Below are 17,106 nucleotides of genomic sequence, written 5' to 3'. Positions count from 1 at the left end.
ATATCCGGTCCCGGCTACCATCGGAAACTCGGCACCTGGCAAAAAGAGAACAATATCGGCATGGGAGGCTTTCATCCGGCACATCACGCCGGACATAAAATGCTGTAGACGCAGGACAGGGAGGCGGTTGTCCGATGGCGAAGCTACTTTTCGTGATGACCGGGACGGCGTACTGGACGCTCAAGGACGGCACCAGGCATGCGACGGGTTACTGGGCCGAGGAGTTCGCGGCCCCGTACAAGGCGCTCACCGACGCCGGCCACGAGATCGTCGTCGCCACGCCCGGCGGAGTGGTCCCGACCGTCGACATGATGAGCCTGCGCCCCGAAATGGCCGGTAGCGCTCAGATCGCTCTCGACCTGGAGGCGATCATCCGCTCCGCGGAGGAGATGCGACGGCCGATCCGGTTGGCGAACGCCCGGCTGGAGGACTACGACGCGGTCTACTTCCCCGGCGGCCACGGCCCCATGGAAGACCTGTGCGTCGACGCGGACGCCGGCCGGTTGCTGACCGAGGCGCTGGCCTCCGGCAAGCCCCTGGCCGTCGTCTGCCACGCCCCGGCGGCGATGCTGGCGACCAGGATCCGCGGCGTGTCGCCCTTCGCCGGCTACCGGATCACCGCGTTCACCAACGAGGAGGAGAACGCGGTCGGTCTCGGCCCCAGGGCCCGCTGGCTGCTGGAGGACGAGCTCATCGACCTGGGCGTCGACTTCACCAAGGGCGAGGTGTGGAAGCCCTACACGGTGGTCGACCGCAACCTGCTCACCGGCCAGAACCCTGCCTCGGCAGCCGTCCTGGCCGACCGGCTGCTCAAGGTCCTCTCGTAGGCTTAGATGGGCAGCATCCGCATCAGAGTGTTGCGCGGCCCTGCCAGGCGACCGGCTCCGGCCAGGCGGGTCATCCAACTGGAGGCGGTGACCGTCCGCTGGGCGGCCGGGCGCCGCCGTGCGTCATAGGAGAGCAGCGCCTTCGCCACGTCGCCGGGGTGCGTACGCAGGCAGCCGGCGAGCTCGACCGCGTCGAGCACGGCCTGGCAGGCGCCCTGCCCCAACGCGGGCGTCATCGCGTGGGCCGCGTCTCCTATCAGCGCCACGTTCCCCGTGACGTAGGACCCCAGCGGTGGCGCCAGGTCGTAGACCTCGTGCCGCAGCACGGCGTCCGCCTCGGCGGCCGAGAGCACGCGCGGGATGGGGTCGTGCCAGCCGGCGAAGCGTGCGCGCAGGTCGTCGAGGCTCTCGCGAACCCCTTCCGGGGTGCGTACGGGCGCGTACCAGTTGGTCACCCCCGGAGCCTGCGGCGTCATCCCGAACATCTGCCCGCGCCCCCAGGTCTCGCCGTAGTCCTGCGGCTCGAAGCCCTTGATCACGCCGCGCCAGGCGACGATGCCCGAGTAGCGGGGACGGGTCGCGGTGCCGAAGAACGCCTGACGCACCGCGCTGCGCACCCCGTCGGCGCCCACGACCAGGTCGTAGTCGGCGCGTAGTGCGGCGGGATCGGTGATCTCCACGCCCGTGCTGATCGTCGCCGGGTCCACCTGCTGCACCAGCATCTCGATCAGCGAGACCCGCGACAGCATGCGGACCGGCGCCCCTCCGCGCCGTTCGATGCGCTCCAGCGGCAGGTCGGCCAGACGCCTGCCATCGGGGGTGCGGATCTGCGCACGCCGGTAGGGGACGGTGCGCTCGCGCAGTTGCTCGCCCAGCCCCAGACGGGCCAGGCCGGCCTGGGCGTCCGGGCGGAGGCCCAGCGCCGTGCCCTCGGCGACGACCCGAGGCCATCGCTCGAAGATCGAAACATCCCAGCCGATCGCGCGCAGTGCGATCGCGGTCGTCAGCCCGCCGACTCCGGCGCCGACGACGACAGCTCTTTTCATCTCAATCACCACATATATGGTACCACAGCTATGGTGATTGCACAAAGGCGGAAGGATGGGGGCCATGGTGGAGAACAGGGACCGCCGCGACCGGTTGCGCGACGCGGCTATCGAGGTGCTGGCGGGGGAGGGTGGCAGGGGCCTGACCCACCGTGCGGTGGACCGTGCTGCCGAGCTGCCGGAAGGCACGGCCAAGAACTACTTCCCGACCCGCGACAGCCTGCTCCAGGCCGCCGCCGAGCGGTGCGTCGAGCGCTACTGGAGTGAGCTGCAGCAGGCCGAGATCGACACCCCCGACCAGTTGCTCGCGTTGCTGCGCCTGATGATCGAGCGGGCGATGACGGTGAACCGGTCCCGGGTTTTGGCCTACATCGAGCTGCACGCCGAGGCCGCCAGGAATCCCCAGGTGCAGGAGACCCTGGCCCGGCTCTCCCGCGCCGACCTCGACCTGCACCTGGCCGCCCAGCAGGCCGCCGGCCTCCCGGTCACCCGTGAGAGCGCCGCCATGGTGACCCTGGCCGTCAACAGCGCCTTGACCTACCTGCTCACCCAGCCGCCCGACGTGCTCGCCTCCTACGGACTCGACGACCTCGACCAATTCCTGGGCCGCCTCATCGCCTCCGCCTACCCTCGCCACCGAAGCTGACCGGCGTCCTGGGCTGGGCCGTGTCATCCGTTGGCCGGCTGCAGGGCGCCTGCGTGCGCCGCGGCGAGCGTGACGCGCACCGCCTGGTCGGCGGTCGTCTCGTCGACCGGTTCGGCGGTGATGAGCAGGCGCAGGTAGATCGGTGCGGCCAAGGTCTTCAACAACTCGGCGGGGTCGGTGTCGCCGGGAAGTTCACCGCGCTCGATGGCGCGCGTGACCACCGGTTCGGCTCTGGCGAGCCGGTCCTCGAACACGTGACGCCGGGCTGCGGCGATCTCCGGAAGATGGGCGGCCCCGGTGAACATGGCGGCGAGGATGGCCTGCCCGGTCGGGCTGGTGAAGGCCTGGGCGAGCGAGCGCGCCAGCGCCCGCAGGTCGGACTCGATCGCTCCGCTGTCGGGGACGGGGATGTCCAGCGCCATGTGCTCGGACAGGGCGTCGGTGAGCAGGCTCTCTCGATCTTTCCACCGCCGGTACACCGTCGTCTTGTGGACTCCGGCGCGCTGGGCGATGTTCTCGATGGTCAATGCGGCGTAGCCCTTGTCCACGAGCTCGGCGAGCGTGGCGGCGTGGACGGCGGCGCGTACTTTGGCGCCGCGGCCGACCGGCCTGGCGGTGGAAGGATCGGACTGCATTGCAACTCCAAGTTGCGATATTCGGAGGCTGCTGACAGGATGAATGTATCGCAACTCGAAGTTGCGATACATATTCACTGGGGTGATACATCATGCGCAACTCTCCCTCCAGGACACTCCGTACCATCCCCGACCAGACCGGGCGCGTCGCTGTGGTGACCGGAGCCAACAGCGGCATCGGCTACGTAACCGCCCGGGAGTTGGCCAGTCGTGGCGCGTACGTCGTGCTGGCCTGCCGCGACCCCGAACGCGGCCAGGCCGCCCTCACTCGCATGCGGGGTGAGGTGCCCGGCGCTCGCGTGGATCTGCGCCGGGTGGACCTGGGCAACCTGGCCTCCATCCGGGAGTTCGCCGCCGGTTGGGACCGCGGCCGGATCGATCTGCTGGTCAACAACGCCGGGGTGGCGATGGTGCCGTACGCACTGACCGTCGACGGGTTCGAGTCGCAGTTCGGCGTCAACCACCTGGGCACCTTCGCCCTGACCGGTCTGCTCCTGCCGCATCTGCTCGCCGCGCCCGATCCGCGGGTGGTCACCGTCAGCAGCGAGGGCCAGCGTTTCGCCCGCTTCGACCTGGCCAACCTCAACGCCGAACGCGGCTACCGGACGGCGTTCGCCTACGTGCAGTCCAAGCGGGCCAACCTCTACTTCGCGATGGAACTGCAGCGCCGGGCCGACGCCGCCGGGCTGCGGCTGCGCAGCATGGCAGTCGCCCCCGGTCTGACCCGCACCAACGTGCTCACCGGCGGCGCCAACAGCGGCAGGGGACGGCTGTATGCGGCCCTTGCCCGCCTGCTGGTGCGCGTGGCCTTCCGGCCCACTCCGGAAGGGGCGAAGACCTCTCTGTACGCGGCGACCGCGCCGGATTTGCCCGGCGGCAGCTACATCGTTCCCGACGGGCCGCTGCAACTGCGCGGAGAGCCCACCGGTCGCACTCGTGAGCGCGCCATCCGCGACACGGCCACAGCCGCACGCCTCTGGCAGTTGTCCGAACGCCTGACCGGCGTCACCTACGCTCTGTCCGCAGCCACCGTGGATAGGGTGCGGGGGTGAGCGCACCTCGAGCCTCCTGGCGTAACACCACCCATGACTGGGCGGCCGACGTCGACCTCGGTCACCTCTCCCGCATCCGGGAGAACCCGGACGAGTTCGCCCCCGGCGGCGTCCGGCACCTGATCCTCGAAGTCCTCGCCTACCCGGCCGACGAGGCGGCGAGCACGGGCGCCGGACGCTGCACCGTCACCCTCCACGCCGACGGCTCGGTGTCCGTGGCCGACGAGGGGCGAGGCACCGACACCCGGTTCGACGAGCAGGGGCGGCCGGTGAAGAAGCCCGTCATGGCGTCCAAGGACCTGCGCTTCTTCGACGACCCGGGCGCGGAGGTGCTTGCCGACGGGCATCCGCGCCGCGGCATGTCCGTCGTCGCCGCGCTCAGCGAGTGGCTTGTCCACACCAACCGCCGCCTGAACGGATCCTGGACCCAGCGGTACGAGCACGGCGTCCCCGTCACCGGCCTGGAGCCCATCGCCGGTGACGGCACCACGGGGACGACCGTGCACTTTCTCCCCGGCGCGCACCTGCTCCCGCTCGCCGACGACCTGCGCCGCTTGGCGGGTGTATGGCCTGGCCTGGCCGTGATCGTCGACGACTGCCGTGATGGCTGACTCTGTGCCGTCTTCCGGGTCAAGATCAACCCGTGCCCGGTCGAGCTGGGCGAAGGCCCTTTACGGGCTCGTCGTCAGCGCCGGGTTCGTTTCGACAACGCCGCCCAGCACCTGATCGATGCGCTCCATAAGGTCGGCGTCGAGCCGGACCTCGGCCGCTTGGACGTTCTCCCGCACCTGCTCGGGCCGCGATGCCCCGATGATCGCCGAAGCCACGTTGGGGCGCCGCAACACCCAGGCCAGCGCGAGCTGTCCCAGCGACAGCCCGGCCTCATCGGCCAGAGGACGCAGCCGCTGCACCCGTACCAGCACGTCCTCGCGCAGGAAGGGCTGGATGAAACTGCCCGCACCGTTCAGGTCCGCGCCGCGCGACCCGGCGGGCGCCGGCTGCCCCGGCCGATATTTGCCCGTCAGTACGCCCTGCGCGACAGGGGACCAGGCGAGCTGGCTGAGCCCTTCCCGTTCGCACGCCGGCACGACCTCGGCCTCGATCACCCGCCACAACGCGCTGTACTGCGCCTCGTTGGAGACCAACGGCACGTGCAGTTCCCGGGCGAGCGCGGCGCTCCTCGTGATCTGCTCGGCCGTCCATTCGGAGACGCCGACGTAGAGCACATGGCCCTGCCTGACCAGATCGGCGAACGCCACCATGGTCTCCTCCAGCGGCACCGTCCGGTCGAATCGATGCGCCTGGTACACATCGAGATAGTCGGTGCCCAGCCGCCGCAGCGACGCGCGTGCCGACTCCATGACGTGCTTGCGGCCCAGACCTTTGTCATTGGGCCCGCCCGGCCCGGTGGGCCAGAACACCTTCGTGGATATTTCCAGGCTTTCCCGCCGCTGTCCTTTCAGCGCGCGGCCGAGCACCGACTCGGCTGCGGTGTTCGCGTACGCGTCCGCGGTGATGAATGTGGTGATGCCCGCGTCCAGCGCCGCCGTGACGCACGCTCGCGCGCGTTCTTCCTGGTCAGGGGCGTCGTGTGCGAGCCAGTGCCCGTAGGAGATCGCGCTTACGGACAGGCCGCTACGACCGAGACGACGAAATTCCATGCATTTAAGGTAGCGCTTCATTTTGACCACTCAGGACTTTATCGAGGCGATTTGACAAATTAATTAAAGGCGCTCTCCAGGTAAATTGAGAGAGCAGGTGAAGGTGAATTTGTCAAATGTCGCTCGTCGGGGCTCACGTGCGGGTTCGGGGATCATGCGAAGGGTGTCCGGCCGGGGGACGACGCTGGGGACGGCGGTCACCGTGCGGCCGGTACGATGACCGCCTCGGCCCAGGGCTGGGCGTCGCCGACGCGCTCGTGCGGACCCGCGCCGAACGGCAGGTACGCCTTGCGCGGGATGTGGTGGACGCGGCCGCTGTCGAAGCGGTCGTCGAAGAAGCGCAGGATCACATAAGGGCTGAGCAGGATGTCCGTGCCGGGCGCGAGGCGTTCGCCCGGCGAGCGTCGTCGAGGTCGATGGCCGGCGGTGGCCCGCATGAGAGCAGAGCCGAGTACAGGCGGTTGGCCTCGTTCAAGACCAGGCCGGTGTGCGGCAGGCGGGCCGCGCCGGACGGGAGCCGCTCGAACGCTCGCGGCAGGAAGGCGCGCAGTGCCACGCCGCTGGTGACGACCGGCACCGACCGATCGACCTCCGCCACGAACGGACCCGCCAGGTCCACCGAGAACAGGGTCTCGGCCGTGGCGGTGAGGGTCAGCCGCTAGAGCGCGCGGTCGAGGCGTACGGGTTCGCGGTTTGAACGAGCCGCTCAGATCCCGGGCGAGCCGGGTGATGACGCTGGCGTGCCCAGGGATCTCGCGGGCGCGGAACGGCGGGTGGATCAGGCGGCGGCGCAGCAGGTGGGCGGGCCCTCCAAGGTGGCCAGGCTGTCGCCGATGAGGGGGCCGAGCTGTCTGAACATGCGTCCCACGCCGAGCGCGTGCGTCCGGGCCGCCAGTGCCCTCGTCCGGTACGTCATCGATGGCGGGCGCGGTCATGCGGCACGGCCTGGGACGGAGCCTCCACCCGTGTAGCGGGTGCCATTTTCCGTGTGGCGCCTGCCTGTCGAGACGTTCGAGACGTTCGAGACCTTCGGATGAGAGGAAAGAATGACGATTCTCGTGACCGGCGCCACCGGCACGGTCGGCCGCCAGATCGTGGCGCAGCTCGTCGCGCGTGGCGAGCGGGTCCGGGCCCTGACCAGGAACCCGGCGGCGGCGCGGCTGCCCGGGTCCGTGGAGGTGGCCTACGGCGACCTGACCGCGCCGCAGTCCCTGGCCCCCGCGCTGGAAGGCGTGACCGGGTTGCACCTGATCACCGTCGCCGGTGATGACCAGGCGGCGCTCCAGACCGGGCCCCAGCTCGTCGAGCTGGCCGCGAAGGCGGGCGTGACCCGCGTCAGCGTGCTGAGCAGCTGGGACGAGTGCTCGGTCGAGGAGGCGCTGCGGGCCGGGGACCTCGGCTGGACGCAGTTGCGTTGCGTGGAGTTCATGACCAACGCGCTCGAATGGGCCGAATCGATCCGTGAGGAGGGTGTGGTCCGGGCCTTCGGCAACCGTCCGGGGGCCGTGGTGCACGAGGCCGACATCGCCGCCGTCGCGGTGGCGGCGCTGGTCGAGGAGGGGCACGCCGGGCAGGCGTACCTGGTCACCGGGCCGGAGGCGCTAACCCCGGAGCGGCGGGTCCGCGTGATCGGCGAGGCCGTCGGGCGGGAGATCCGGTTCGAGGAGCTGAGCGAGGCGCAGTACCGGGCGTCGATGGAGGCGTGGGGGGCGGGGGAGGAGCTGATCGAGTTCGCGGTCCGGCTCGGGGCCAATCCGCCGGACGCCGCCTCGGTCGTGCTGCCCACCGTCGAGCAGGTGACCGGCCGCCCCGGGCGCACGTTCGCCCAGTGGGCCTCGGAGCACGCCGCCGCCTTCCGCCCTTAGCTCATTAACAGGAGAAATATCATGACAATTAGCCCTTTTCGTATTGAAGTCCCACAGGTAGACCTGGATGACCTCCGTACCCGCCTGGCCATGACCCGCTGGCAGGACCAGCTCCCCGGCACCGGCTGGGAGCGCGGCGTCCCCCTCGACTACCTCAAGAACCTGGCCGAATACTGGCGCACCGGCTACGACTGGCGCGCCCACGAGGCCAGGCTCAACGAGATCCCCCAGTTCACCGCCACGATCGATGGGCAGAACATCCACTTCGCCCACATCCGCTCCGAAAACCCGTCCGCCCTGCCGCTCATGCTCCTGCACGGCTGGCCGGGCACGTTCGTGATGTTCCTGGACGTCATCGAGCCCCTCTCGCGAGACTTCCACCTGATCATCCCCTCCCTGCCGGGCTTCGGCTTCTCCACCCCGCTGTCCGGCCTCGGCTGGGATCCCGCCCGCACCGCCAGAGCCTTCACGCAGCTGATGGCGCTGCTCGGCTACGACAGGTACGGGGTGCAGGGCGGGGACAGCGGCTCCTTCATCGCGCCGGAGATGGGCAAACACGCCCCCGACCACGTCGTCGGCGTCCACCTCAACGCCGCCATCACCTTTCCCGTCGGCCAGGAGGGGGAGATGGACGGGCTGACGGAGGAGGAGCGGCGGCGCTGGGACACGATGCAGAACTTCAACGACGGCTACCTCCAGACCCAGTCGAAGCGGCCGCAGACGGTCTCGTACGGACTGCACGACTCGCCGGTGGGGCAGTTGGCGTGGATCATGGAGAAGTTCAAGGAGCTGACGGACCCGGTGGAGGGGTTGCCTGAGGACTCGCTCGACCGCGACCTCATGCTGACCAACGTCACCATCTACTGGCTGACCGGCACTGCGGGGTCGTCGGCGCAGTTCTATTACGAGAGCATGGGCGCGGCCGACTGGAGCGAAGCCGGCGCAGACGACTGGGCCGCCACCTCAATCGGCGGGTCCGCCTCGAGCGGCACTTCCGAAGACTGGGCTGGCACGCCCGATGCGAATGCTCCCGACTCGGGTGGTGCCTCCGATTTGGGTGGTGCCGGTGAGCGGGGTGGCGCGTCCAGCTTGAGTACGTCGGGCTCGGCTGCGTCCGCTTCGGCTGCGTTCGGTTCGGAGGGTGCAAGCGACTGGGGCGGTACGGCCGCTTCGGGGGCGTCCGACTCGGGTGGTGTGGGCGACTGGGGTGGTGCGGGGGACTGGGTTGCGGCGGCGCGGGGCACCGTGCCGACGGGAGTGCTCGTGTCCAAGCCCTGCGACGTCACCATCCGCCCCTGGGCTGAACGCGACCACAACATCGTGCACTGGGCCGAATACGACAAGGGCGGCCATTTCTTCGCCACCGAGCAGCCGGGCCTCTTCGCCAAGGACGTCACCGCGTTCTTCGCAAAGCTCCGCTGACCCCGCCCGGTGACGGCGGCGGGTGCCCGGTAACGGCAACTCGGTGACATGGGTGACGGTGCTCAGGCGGTGACCGGCATCCAAACGGTCGGTCGTTGCGGTGGCCAGCGCCTTCAAGGGCCGGTTGTCACGGTGGCCAGCGCACCTCGGGGCTGGGGTGATAGCGGCATGTTGCGCCGGTGGAGAGCGAGGATCTCAGGTGGGCGGCCAGTTCCGGGTGGCGCTGGTCGAGTTGGCGCAGCGTGTTGCGGATCCGGTTGGTGACCGCCTTGCGGGCGCGTTCGGCCTCGTCGCCGAGCCGGCGCGGGCGGCCGCCCAGCCCGGCGGCCGTGCGTAGTTCGTTCAGCAGCGCCGTGCGCTCGGCGTCGAGCTCGGCCGCCCGGCGGTTGTCGCCCAGCTCGGCGGCCCGGTCGAGCTCGTCGTCGAGCAGCTCCAGCCGCCTCCGGTACCGGATCCTGGCCTCCTCGTCCAGTACGTCGTCACCGCCCATGCTCCGGGTGGCGAGCACGACCTCGCCGCCGGCCGGGTTCAGCAGCTCGACCGCCGAGACATCGCTTCCAGGGCGGTCGAGCAGGACGCGCAGGTCGGCCAGGCCCTTGGAGTCGGGCAGGTGCACGGTGCGGCCGGCGAAGGTCAGGGTCCAGACCCCGCCGTCGAGGCGGAAGGCGTTGGCTGCGGGGGGCGGCAGGCGTACCAGCATGCCGAGGGCCGCGGCGTCCCGCTCGACCTGCGCGATCAGCGTGGAGGGGTCGTCGCCGCGCGCCTGCAGCGCCTCGGCCAGGCGGGCGCGGGACTCGATCGACCAGGGTCGGGCACCCAGCAGGTCAGCCGCGCGACAGGCGGCGGTGAACCCGTCGACGGCCTCGTCCCAGCGTTCCTGGGCGGCGTCGAGCACCGCTGCCCAGTGCGCGAACGGCCCCTCGACGGCGACAGTGGCCGTCACGCCCCATTGGCCGACGTACGGGGTGATCGCGGCCCGCGCGCGCTCGCAGAGCACCGGATCCTTGGACAGGGCGGCCGCCTGCGCCTGGAGCCTCAGCCACAGCGGCGCCATCCACCGTAGGTACTGCTCGCCCGGCGTCACGACCTCCGCCAGGTGGCGCGCCGCACCCTCGTCGCCGCGCTGCACCGCCGTCGCGGCGCGGTAGAGCGGGAAGTGATGGCTGCCCGCGAGCTCCATCTCCGCCAGTACGCCGTCGGCCACGTCGAAGTGGCCCCTGAGCGTCGCAGCCGACCACCGCTGCATCCAGCGCAGGTCACGTCGGCCGATGCCTGGTTGCTCGCCCAGCTCGTAGGCGGCGTCGATGTGCGTCGCCGCCTCGTCGAAGCGTCCGGCGAGCGTGGCGAACATGGCTCTGAGGACCGTGGCCTCGTGCTGGAACAGCGCCAGCTCGGCACCTTCGGCACGCGTGGCGAATGCCTGCAGCTCGGGCAGGCACCGTGGATCACCCATCTCCAGCAGCGCCCCGACGTGCCAGGAGCGCGCGGTCAGCTCCAGCCGTGGATCCCGGCTTCGCCGCGCCACGGCCGACAACTCCGCGATGACGGCCATTCGCTCGGCCGCGCTGCCCGGCCCCCAAATGGCCCCTAGTCTGGTCAGCAGGCTGAAGCCGAGTGTTTCGTCATCCTCCCCCTGTCTGGCCAGCTCCGCCGCGACCTCGCTCAACTCCCGGGCGGCGACATCCAACCGTCCTCGGCCGTAGCCAGCGGTGTCGGGTGTGGTGTCATCCCTGAAAAGGGCGTCGCCTCCGGGCTGGGCGTCGTCTTCGTGCAGGTGGTCGATCTCGCGCGGGGCGTTGCGTTCGTGGAGGGCATTGCGGTCCTGTGCGGTGTCGTGCTGACTTGCGGTGTCGGCTGCCTCGTGGGACGGGTCAGTGGTCGTGTGCGCGATGCCGCCGCACCGGTTGCCCGTGATATCGCGCGAGCTTGTGGTGTTGCGCTCACCCATGGTGTCGCCGTGCGGGCGTCTGTTGGTGTTGCCTTCGTGCGTGGTGTGGCCCTGGTGGGGGGTTCCGCTTTCACGCGTGGTGTCGCTCGTCCCGTGGGAGACGTGGGTGGACGTCTGCGCGATGCCGTTGCGTCGGTGTGTCGTTGGGGTGTGGTTGCGTGCCGGGCCCACTGCGCTCGCTGGGCTGGGCCTGCCCTGATCCGGCGCGCTTTGAGCCTCGGGTGGCTCGTATGCGGGTTCGCCCCGTACAGGGCCGGTGATCTCGTGGGGTGGCGCCTCGGCATTGGGGGTGGGTGACGGGAGTAGGCGGTTATGGGTCTCGTGGACGAAGTCGGTCCAGCGGCCGTGGTCGGTGTGGCCGAGGTCGTGCAGCTTCAGGGCGGTCAGGGCCAGCAGGTCGGGGTCGTCGAGGCGACGGGCGATGGCGACGGCGGCCTCCAGTGTGCGGGTGCCGGCGGCGGTGTCGCCCACGCGGTGCTGCGCCACGCCTAGGTCCAGGCCGATCGTGACCCGTTTGCGAGCCTCCCCCGTGGGGGTCAGCTTCAGAGCGCGCCTGTAGTGGCCGACTGCCTCCTCGTTCGCCATCCGTGCCTCGGCGTCCCTGGCCGCCGTGAGGAGGAGGGCGGGGGCATCGGGTGTGGCGGCGAGGTACGCGTGGTGGGCGCGGATCGCGGGTGCTGCCGGGTCGAGGGCGCGGAGGGCTGCCGCGTGTCGGGCACGGACTTCGTGCTCGTTCAGCTCGGCGTAGAGGGTCTCGCGTACGAGGTCGTGGATGAAGGCATGGTGGCCGGAGCCCAGAGAGGTGATGAGCTTGGCCGACACGGCCTGGTCGAGGGCCCGCCGCACCGAGAGCTCGGTCGCCACGAACGACTGCCCGGCCGGAGAGGCGCCGCGAGCGGGTGAGGAAGCGGATCCTCGGCAGGGCAGGGGTCCGTCAGGTGGAGAGTTGTCGGGTGAGGGGTCATCGGGCGCGGGCCCGTCAGGTGGGAGCTGGTCAAACGAGGGGTCGTCGGGTGCGAGCTCGTCAAGCGAGAGCTCGTAGGGAGAGGAGCCGTCGGGCGCAGGCTCGGTCGGTGCAGGCTCGTCATGCGGAGGGGCGTCGGGAGAGAAGCCGTCGGGCGCGGCCCCGTCGGATGGGGAGCGGTCGAGACAGGTGCCGTCGCGTGAGGCGCCGTGGGATGAGAGGCCGTCGCATGAGGTGGCATGGGGTGCCGTGCTGTGGGGTGCCGTGCTGTGGGGTGCCGTGCTGTGGGGTGCGGGGCTGTGGGGTGCGGGGCTGTGGGGTGCGGGGCTGTGGGGTGCGGTGCTGTGGGGTGCGGTGCCGTGGGGTGGGGAGGGGGTGAGTGGGGGGTCGGTGGGTGGGGGAGTGAGGGCGGTGTGGAGGGTGGGTTCGGTGAAGTCGCGGCCCAGGACCGCCGCCATGCGCAGCACCTCGAGCACCTCCTCCGGCAGCCGCGACAACCGCCGGCGCACGGCCGCCCCCACCCCCGGCGGGATCGTCGCGAGAGGGGTCCCGCCCTGCCACAGGCGGGCGGTCTGCTCCACGAAGAACGGGTTGCCGCCCGTGCGCCGGTGGATCTCCGTCACCAGCTCCTCGCCGGGGTCCACGCCCGTGGTGTGGGCCACCAGCCGGCCCACCTCCTCCCGGTCCAGCCCCGTCAGCGTCAGGACGGTGGCCTTGGCCTCCAGGGGCAGGCTCAGCGGCCCGTCGACCTCGGCGTCACGATAGGTGCCGATCACCAGCAGCCGCTCGAACCAGGCATGACGCACCACGAACTCCAGCAGCCGCAGCGAGGCCGCGTCCGCCCAATGGAGGTCTTCGAGCACGACCACCACCGGCCGCTCGCGGGAGGCGTCCACCAGCAGGCCGGTCACCGCGTCGTACAGCTCGAACCCGTCCGATCCGGCCAGGCCCAGAAAAGGGCTCTGCAGCGTCGCCCCCGGCGCGAGGCGGCGGACCACCTGGACCCACGGCCAGTAGCCCGGCGCGCCCTCGCCCTCCCAGCAGGCGCCGCCGAGCAGCCGGGCGCCCGCGCGCACGGCCTCCTCCGCCGCGCCCGCCACCAGGGCGCTCTTGCCGATGCCCGCCTCGCCGGTGACGAGCACCAGCGCGCCGTGGCTGACGAGCGTGCGCTCGACCTCGCCGCGGAGCACGGCCGCGGGTCGCTCCCTCCCGATGAGCATCGCCATGCGGGCACCCTACGCGGCCGGGCCGACAATTCAGGGGGTCCGGGAAAGATGAAACTTTCAGCCCGAACCCGCAGGTCGGCGGTGACAACCCCGTCCCCGGTTTGACGTGGACCCGTGCCCGTGCGATCAAAGCAGGCGCGGGTTCAGTCCCGTTGGGAAAGCGCTTACCGAAAAGGGAGGGCGACCTTGACATTCCGATCCCGTTCCACCGTGGTGGCCACAGCGATGGCCGCCGGACTGCTGGCCGCCGTCACCTCGGCGCCGCCCGCGCAGGCAGCCCCGACCGACGGCAGCGGCCCCTGGCCCTCGGACACCGGCAGCGTGCACCTCACCTCGACCCGCAACGCCGGCACGTTCTTCGACGGCGGCATGAAGCGCTACTACGGCATCGGCGACGGCGGCCAGGGCGAGAGCCAGGACCCGATGTTCGTCGTGGCCAACGGCGGCACCATCCAGAACGTCATCATCGACGCCCCGGCCGGCGACGGCATCCATTGCGAGGGCTCGTGCACCATCCGCAACGTGTGGTGGAACGACGTGGGCGAGGACGCCGCGACGTTCAAGTCGTCCAGCTCGTCGGCGACCTACCTGGTGGACGGCGGCGGCGCCAAGTCCGCCTCCGACAAGGTGTTCCAGCACAACGGCGCCGGCACGCTGACCATCAGGAACTTCCAGGTGCACGGCTCGGGCAAGCTCTACCGCGCCTGCGGAAACTGCTCCACCTCCTACCGGCGGAACGTGGTCATGGACGGCGTCACCGTCCGCACCACCAAGGTTCTGGCCGGGATCAACACGAACTGGGGCGACACGGCCAGGTTCAGCCGGATCACCGTGTACGGCAGCGCCACCATCTGCGAGAAGTACCGGGGCGTCCCCAAGGGCCAGGAGCCGGTGAAGATCGGATCCGGGGCCGACGGCGTGAACTGCATCTACTCCACATCCGACATCACCTACCGGTGAGCCCTCGAATGTTAGCGCTACCACAACCAGAGAGGCCCGAATGAAACGACTGGCCGTCCTGCCCCTCCTCCTGATCATCACGTTCTTCTTACCCATCCAGAACGCCCTGGCCGACACGAACGTGGCCGGCACCGCGACCCCGTCCGCCTCCTACACCTCCTCGTGGGAGAGCGTGGCGGCCATCAACGACGGCATCGACCCGCCCAGCTCGAACGACACCGTCAACCGCCGCTGGGGCACCTGGCCCAACACCGGCACCCAGTGGGCCGAGCTCACCTGGAGCTCGACCCAGAACCTCAAGGGCGCCGACGTGTACTTCTTCGACGACGGCGGCGGCGTCCGCGTCCCCGCCTCCTGGAAGCTCCAGTACTGGAACGGCAGCGCCTACGTCGACATCTCCGCCTCGTACCCGATCGCCGTCAACGCCTACAACAAGGTGACCTTCACGCAGGTCGGCACCACGCGCCTGCGCGTCCAGCTGCAGAGCGGCGCGGGCTCGGTCGGCCTGCTGGAGGTCAAGGCGTGGGCCCCCGACTCCGGCGGCGGCACCTCGAACTGGAACCCGCCCGCCAACCTGGTCACCCCGCTCAACGAGGTCTGGCAGCACGTCGAGAGCACGTACCCCAACCTGTACGGGTTCCGCAACTACGGCTGGGACCAGATCATGGCCAACGGCGGCTCGATCAACTACTGCGTACGCTGGGACACCACCGCCACCGTGACCGCGGCGCAGCGTGACCAGATCCACGCGGCGCTGGCCCGCCAGTTCAAGAAGTGGATGGACGTCATGGCCGGCCACAACGGCTGGCCCTACGCGAACGTGCCGGTCAAGGTCGTGGGCTGGGCCGTACGGGACCGCGCGCAGCTGCAGTGGAGCGACAACTCCGTGGACGTCTACGTCAACAACATCCGCGAGAAGGCGCCCCAGTGCTCCGAGCCCTGCGGCCGGTTCTTCAACCAGAGCGGTCAGTACCCCAACTGCCCGGGCGGCGCCTCGCACCACTACGACATGTCGCTCTGGCTGACCGCCGGGTTCGGCGGGGGAGCCGGGGGCGACTGGGGGCAGCGGATCGGCAGCGAGTACTACATGTCGAACCTCAACGCCGACAACATCCACATCCTGCTGCATGAGATGGGCCACTCGTTCGGCCTGGACGACTTCTACGACTGGACTCCGACGGGCCAGTGCTGCTTCCTGATGAAGGCGGGCAGCGCGGCGCAGATCACGGAGTTCGACAAGTGGATGTTCCGGGACTGGTGGCGGCACCTGAAGAGCCGCTACGGCCTCTGACGAAAGACGAAAGACGCAAAGGAGGAGGGCGGCGGGGTCTCCGCCGCCCTCCTTCGTGCTATCCGACGGTGAGCTTGTAGTCACGCGTGACGGGGGCGCTCAGCTTGTCGTAGTCCCTGAGCTGGACCGTGAACTCGTACGACCCGGCCTTGGCGGGCTTGCCGGTGACGGCTCCGGTGAACCTGTCGAGGGTGAGCCCCTCCGGCAGCGAGCCGCCGGTGATCTGCCAGTCGTAGAACGGGACGCCGCCCTTGGCGGCGAGCTTGTGCTGGTAGGCGGCGCCGACCGTGGCGGCGGGCACGGTGGCGGTCTCGATCGAGGGCTTGAGGAACGGGGTCAGCTTGCGGTTGAGCTTCCACCCGGCGTTCTCCGCGATCAGCAGCGACAGCTTGGTCAGCTCCCACCTGCGGGTCGGGAAGACGTGCCGCCAGCCGCCGCTCTGCCCGCTGATCCGGTCCCAGTACGGGTCGTCGCCGGGCACGTGGTAGCTGGTGTCGAGCGGCACGGGGTAGCCCTGGTAGTCGATGACCTCCTGGTCGTCCTTGCCCTCGGAGGCCACGTAGTCGGCCATGCCCTGCCAGTCGCTGTGGAAGGCGACCGCGTGACCGTACTCGTGCATGACCAGGCCCTCGATGTCGATCACCTGGCCGAGGTCGGTCTTCCACCAGTCCTCGTCCTTGAGCGAGGTGAACAGCTTCATCAGCTGCTCGTCGTACTCGAGGATCATGCTGGTCGAGCGGTGGTAGGGGGTGGGCTTGCCGTTCTGGGTGTGGAACTTGCCGTTGATGGTGGGGTAGCCGGTCGAGTACGGGGTCTGGATGCCGCGGAAGAAGACGTACATGCCGTTGTACGGCTTGGCGTTGGAGACCTCGACCTCGTTCTGCCAGTCATCGCCCGGCAGCCGGTTGACCTCGTCGCCTGCCGGGACGGTGTCGAACGGCTGCAGGTCGAAGAACGCGAACCAGTTGCGCACCGCGGCCTCGGCGGCCTTGCGGACGCCGGGGTCCTTGAAGTAGCCGGTGATGTCGTCGTAGCGGTAGTCGAAGTCGATGGGGATCGTCGGCTTGAGCGGGGTCTTCTCGTCCTGCTGCACCCGGATCGGCATGGTCTGGGTGCCGGTGGCGCCGCTCGCGTCCGTGGTCTTCATGATCCACTGGTGCTGCTCGTCCTGGCCGCCACTCTGCTTGGAGTGGATGGCCAGCCGTACGACCTCGCGGTCGGCGGGGCCGGTGAGCGTGAAGGACTTGGTCGCCCCGGCGGCCGTCAGCTCGCTCGGCATGTTGAACATCAGCCGGGACGTGCCCTTGGCCTGCAGATCCACCTTCAGCGGATACTGGATGCCGGGGACCTTCGGCGCGCGCACGGTCAGCTCGATGTAGGGGTTGGCGAGGTAGCCCTGCCAGTCCACGAGCTGGACGCCGTAGTCGTTGACCTTGCGGTAGAAGATGTCGAACACGTCCAGCGCGGGAGCGGGCTGGCGTGCGGCGAGGCTGGGAGAGGGGACCGACAGCGCGCCGGCCAGGGCAGCCAGCGCGCTGAAGATGGCGATCTTCCGCATTGAAC

Annotated in this window: 16 protein-coding genes; 8 read left to right on the top strand and 8 right to left on the bottom strand. The window is 69.9% G+C overall.

The window, feature by feature from the left end:
* Positions 1-134: 134 nt before the first annotated feature.
* Positions 135-827 carry a type 1 glutamine amidotransferase domain-containing protein gene (locus ABZX61_RS59610; RefSeq protein ID WP_355210536.1) on the top strand — a complete coding sequence of 231 codons (693 nt, stop codon included), beginning with the start codon at positions 135-137 and terminating at the stop codon, positions 825-827.
* Positions 828-829: 2 nt separating this feature from the next.
* On the opposite strand, the gene ABZX61_RS59605 is transcribed toward ABZX61_RS59610, so the two are convergent.
* Entirely contained in the window at positions 830-1,873 is a 1,044-nt protein-coding gene (locus tag ABZX61_RS59605) for an FAD-dependent monooxygenase (protein ID WP_355210533.1), read from the bottom strand.
* Positions 1,874-1,937: 64 nt separating this feature from the next.
* Here ABZX61_RS59605 and ABZX61_RS59600 point away from each other — a divergent pair, with 64 nt between their 5' ends.
* Entirely contained in the window at positions 1,938-2,519 is a 582-nt protein-coding gene (locus ABZX61_RS59600) for a TetR/AcrR family transcriptional regulator (RefSeq protein WP_355210530.1), read from the top strand.
* A gap of 23 nt (positions 2,520-2,542) precedes the next feature.
* Here ABZX61_RS59600 and ABZX61_RS59595 read toward each other — a convergent pair whose 3' ends face one another.
* Positions 2,543-3,154 (bottom strand): TetR/AcrR family transcriptional regulator, encoded by a 612-nt coding sequence (locus ABZX61_RS59595; RefSeq protein ID WP_355210527.1) that lies wholly within the window; start codon positions 3,152-3,154, stop codon positions 2,543-2,545.
* 92 nt (positions 3,155-3,246) lie between these two features.
* Here ABZX61_RS59595 and ABZX61_RS59590 point away from each other — a divergent pair, with 92 nt between their 5' ends.
* Entirely contained in the window at positions 3,247-4,206 is a 960-nt protein-coding gene (locus ABZX61_RS59590) for an oxidoreductase (protein ID WP_355210524.1), read from the top strand.
* The gene (locus tag ABZX61_RS59585; protein WP_355210522.1) at positions 4,203-4,817 is read left to right on the top strand and encodes a hypothetical protein; all 615 of its coding nucleotides are present in this window, start codon (positions 4,203-4,205) and stop codon (positions 4,815-4,817) included. The genes ABZX61_RS59590 and ABZX61_RS59585 overlap by 4 nt, the downstream gene beginning before the upstream one ends.
* A gap of 60 nt (positions 4,818-4,877) precedes the next feature.
* On the opposite strand, the gene ABZX61_RS59580 is transcribed toward ABZX61_RS59585, so the two are convergent.
* The 4 genes from ABZX61_RS59580 to ABZX61_RS59565 all read right to left on the bottom strand — a co-directional run bounded on the left by ABZX61_RS59580 (position 4,878) and on the right by ABZX61_RS59565 (position 6,783).
* Positions 4,878-5,867, bottom strand: a complete 990-nt coding sequence (locus tag ABZX61_RS59580) for an aldo/keto reductase family protein (protein WP_355210671.1) — start codon at positions 5,865-5,867, stop codon at positions 4,878-4,880.
* 197 nt (positions 5,868-6,064) lie between these two features.
* On the bottom strand, positions 6,065-6,217 hold the full coding sequence (locus tag ABZX61_RS59575; protein ID WP_355210520.1) for a hypothetical protein: 153 nt from the start codon (positions 6,215-6,217) through the stop codon (positions 6,065-6,067).
* The gene (locus ABZX61_RS59570) at positions 6,214-6,486 is read right to left on the bottom strand and encodes a hypothetical protein (RefSeq protein WP_355210517.1); all 273 of its coding nucleotides are present in this window, start codon (positions 6,484-6,486) and stop codon (positions 6,214-6,216) included. Before ABZX61_RS59570 ends, ABZX61_RS59575 begins: the two co-directional genes overlap by 4 nt.
* Positions 6,487-6,645: 159 nt before the next feature.
* Complete coding sequence (locus ABZX61_RS59565) at positions 6,646-6,783, bottom strand: hypothetical protein (RefSeq protein WP_355210514.1); 138 nt, start codon at positions 6,781-6,783, stop codon at positions 6,646-6,648.
* Between the two features lie 130 nt (positions 6,784-6,913).
* Here ABZX61_RS59565 and ABZX61_RS59560 point away from each other — a divergent pair, with 130 nt between their 5' ends.
* Positions 6,914-7,732: an NAD(P)H-binding protein gene (locus ABZX61_RS59560; RefSeq protein ID WP_355210511.1), complete on the top strand. Its 819-nt coding sequence runs from the start codon at positions 6,914-6,916 to the stop codon at positions 7,730-7,732.
* A 21-nt stretch (positions 7,733-7,753) separates the two neighbouring features.
* Positions 7,754-9,154, top strand: coding sequence for an epoxide hydrolase (locus tag ABZX61_RS59555; RefSeq protein ID WP_355210508.1), 1,401 nt, complete (start codon positions 7,754-7,756; stop codon positions 9,152-9,154).
* A 127-nt stretch (positions 9,155-9,281) separates the two neighbouring features.
* Here the strand turns inward: ABZX61_RS59555 and ABZX61_RS59550 are convergent, their stop codons facing one another.
* Positions 9,282-13,292 (bottom strand): AAA family ATPase, encoded by a 4,011-nt coding sequence (locus tag ABZX61_RS59550; RefSeq protein ID WP_355210505.1) that lies wholly within the window; start codon positions 13,290-13,292, stop codon positions 9,282-9,284.
* A 186-nt stretch (positions 13,293-13,478) separates the two neighbouring features.
* On the opposite strand from ABZX61_RS59550, the gene ABZX61_RS59545 reads away from it, so the two are divergent.
* Together ABZX61_RS59545 and ABZX61_RS59540 are read left to right on the top strand one after the other, a co-directional pair.
* On the top strand, positions 13,479-14,252 hold the full coding sequence (locus ABZX61_RS59545) for a pectate lyase (protein ID WP_355210502.1): 774 nt from the start codon (positions 13,479-13,481) through the stop codon (positions 14,250-14,252).
* A 40-nt stretch (positions 14,253-14,292) separates the two neighbouring features.
* A complete protein-coding gene (locus ABZX61_RS59540; protein WP_355210500.1) occupies positions 14,293-15,543 on the top strand; it encodes a hypothetical protein in 1,251 nt (416 codons plus the stop codon).
* Between the two features lie 58 nt (positions 15,544-15,601).
* Here ABZX61_RS59540 and ABZX61_RS59535 read toward each other — a convergent pair whose 3' ends face one another.
* On the bottom strand, positions 15,602-17,101 hold the full coding sequence (locus tag ABZX61_RS59535; protein WP_355210497.1) for an Ig domain-containing protein: 1,500 nt from the start codon (positions 17,099-17,101) through the stop codon (positions 15,602-15,604).
* Positions 17,102-17,106: the final 5 nt, after the last annotated feature.

The sequence above is a fragment of the Nonomuraea sp. NPDC003709 genome, assembly GCF_040610775.1.
In the GTDB taxonomy this organism is placed as follows: domain Bacteria; phylum Actinomycetota; class Actinomycetes; order Streptosporangiales; family Streptosporangiaceae; genus Nonomuraea; species Nonomuraea angiospora_A.
This window is presented reverse-complemented; position numbering and strand designations above follow the sequence as displayed.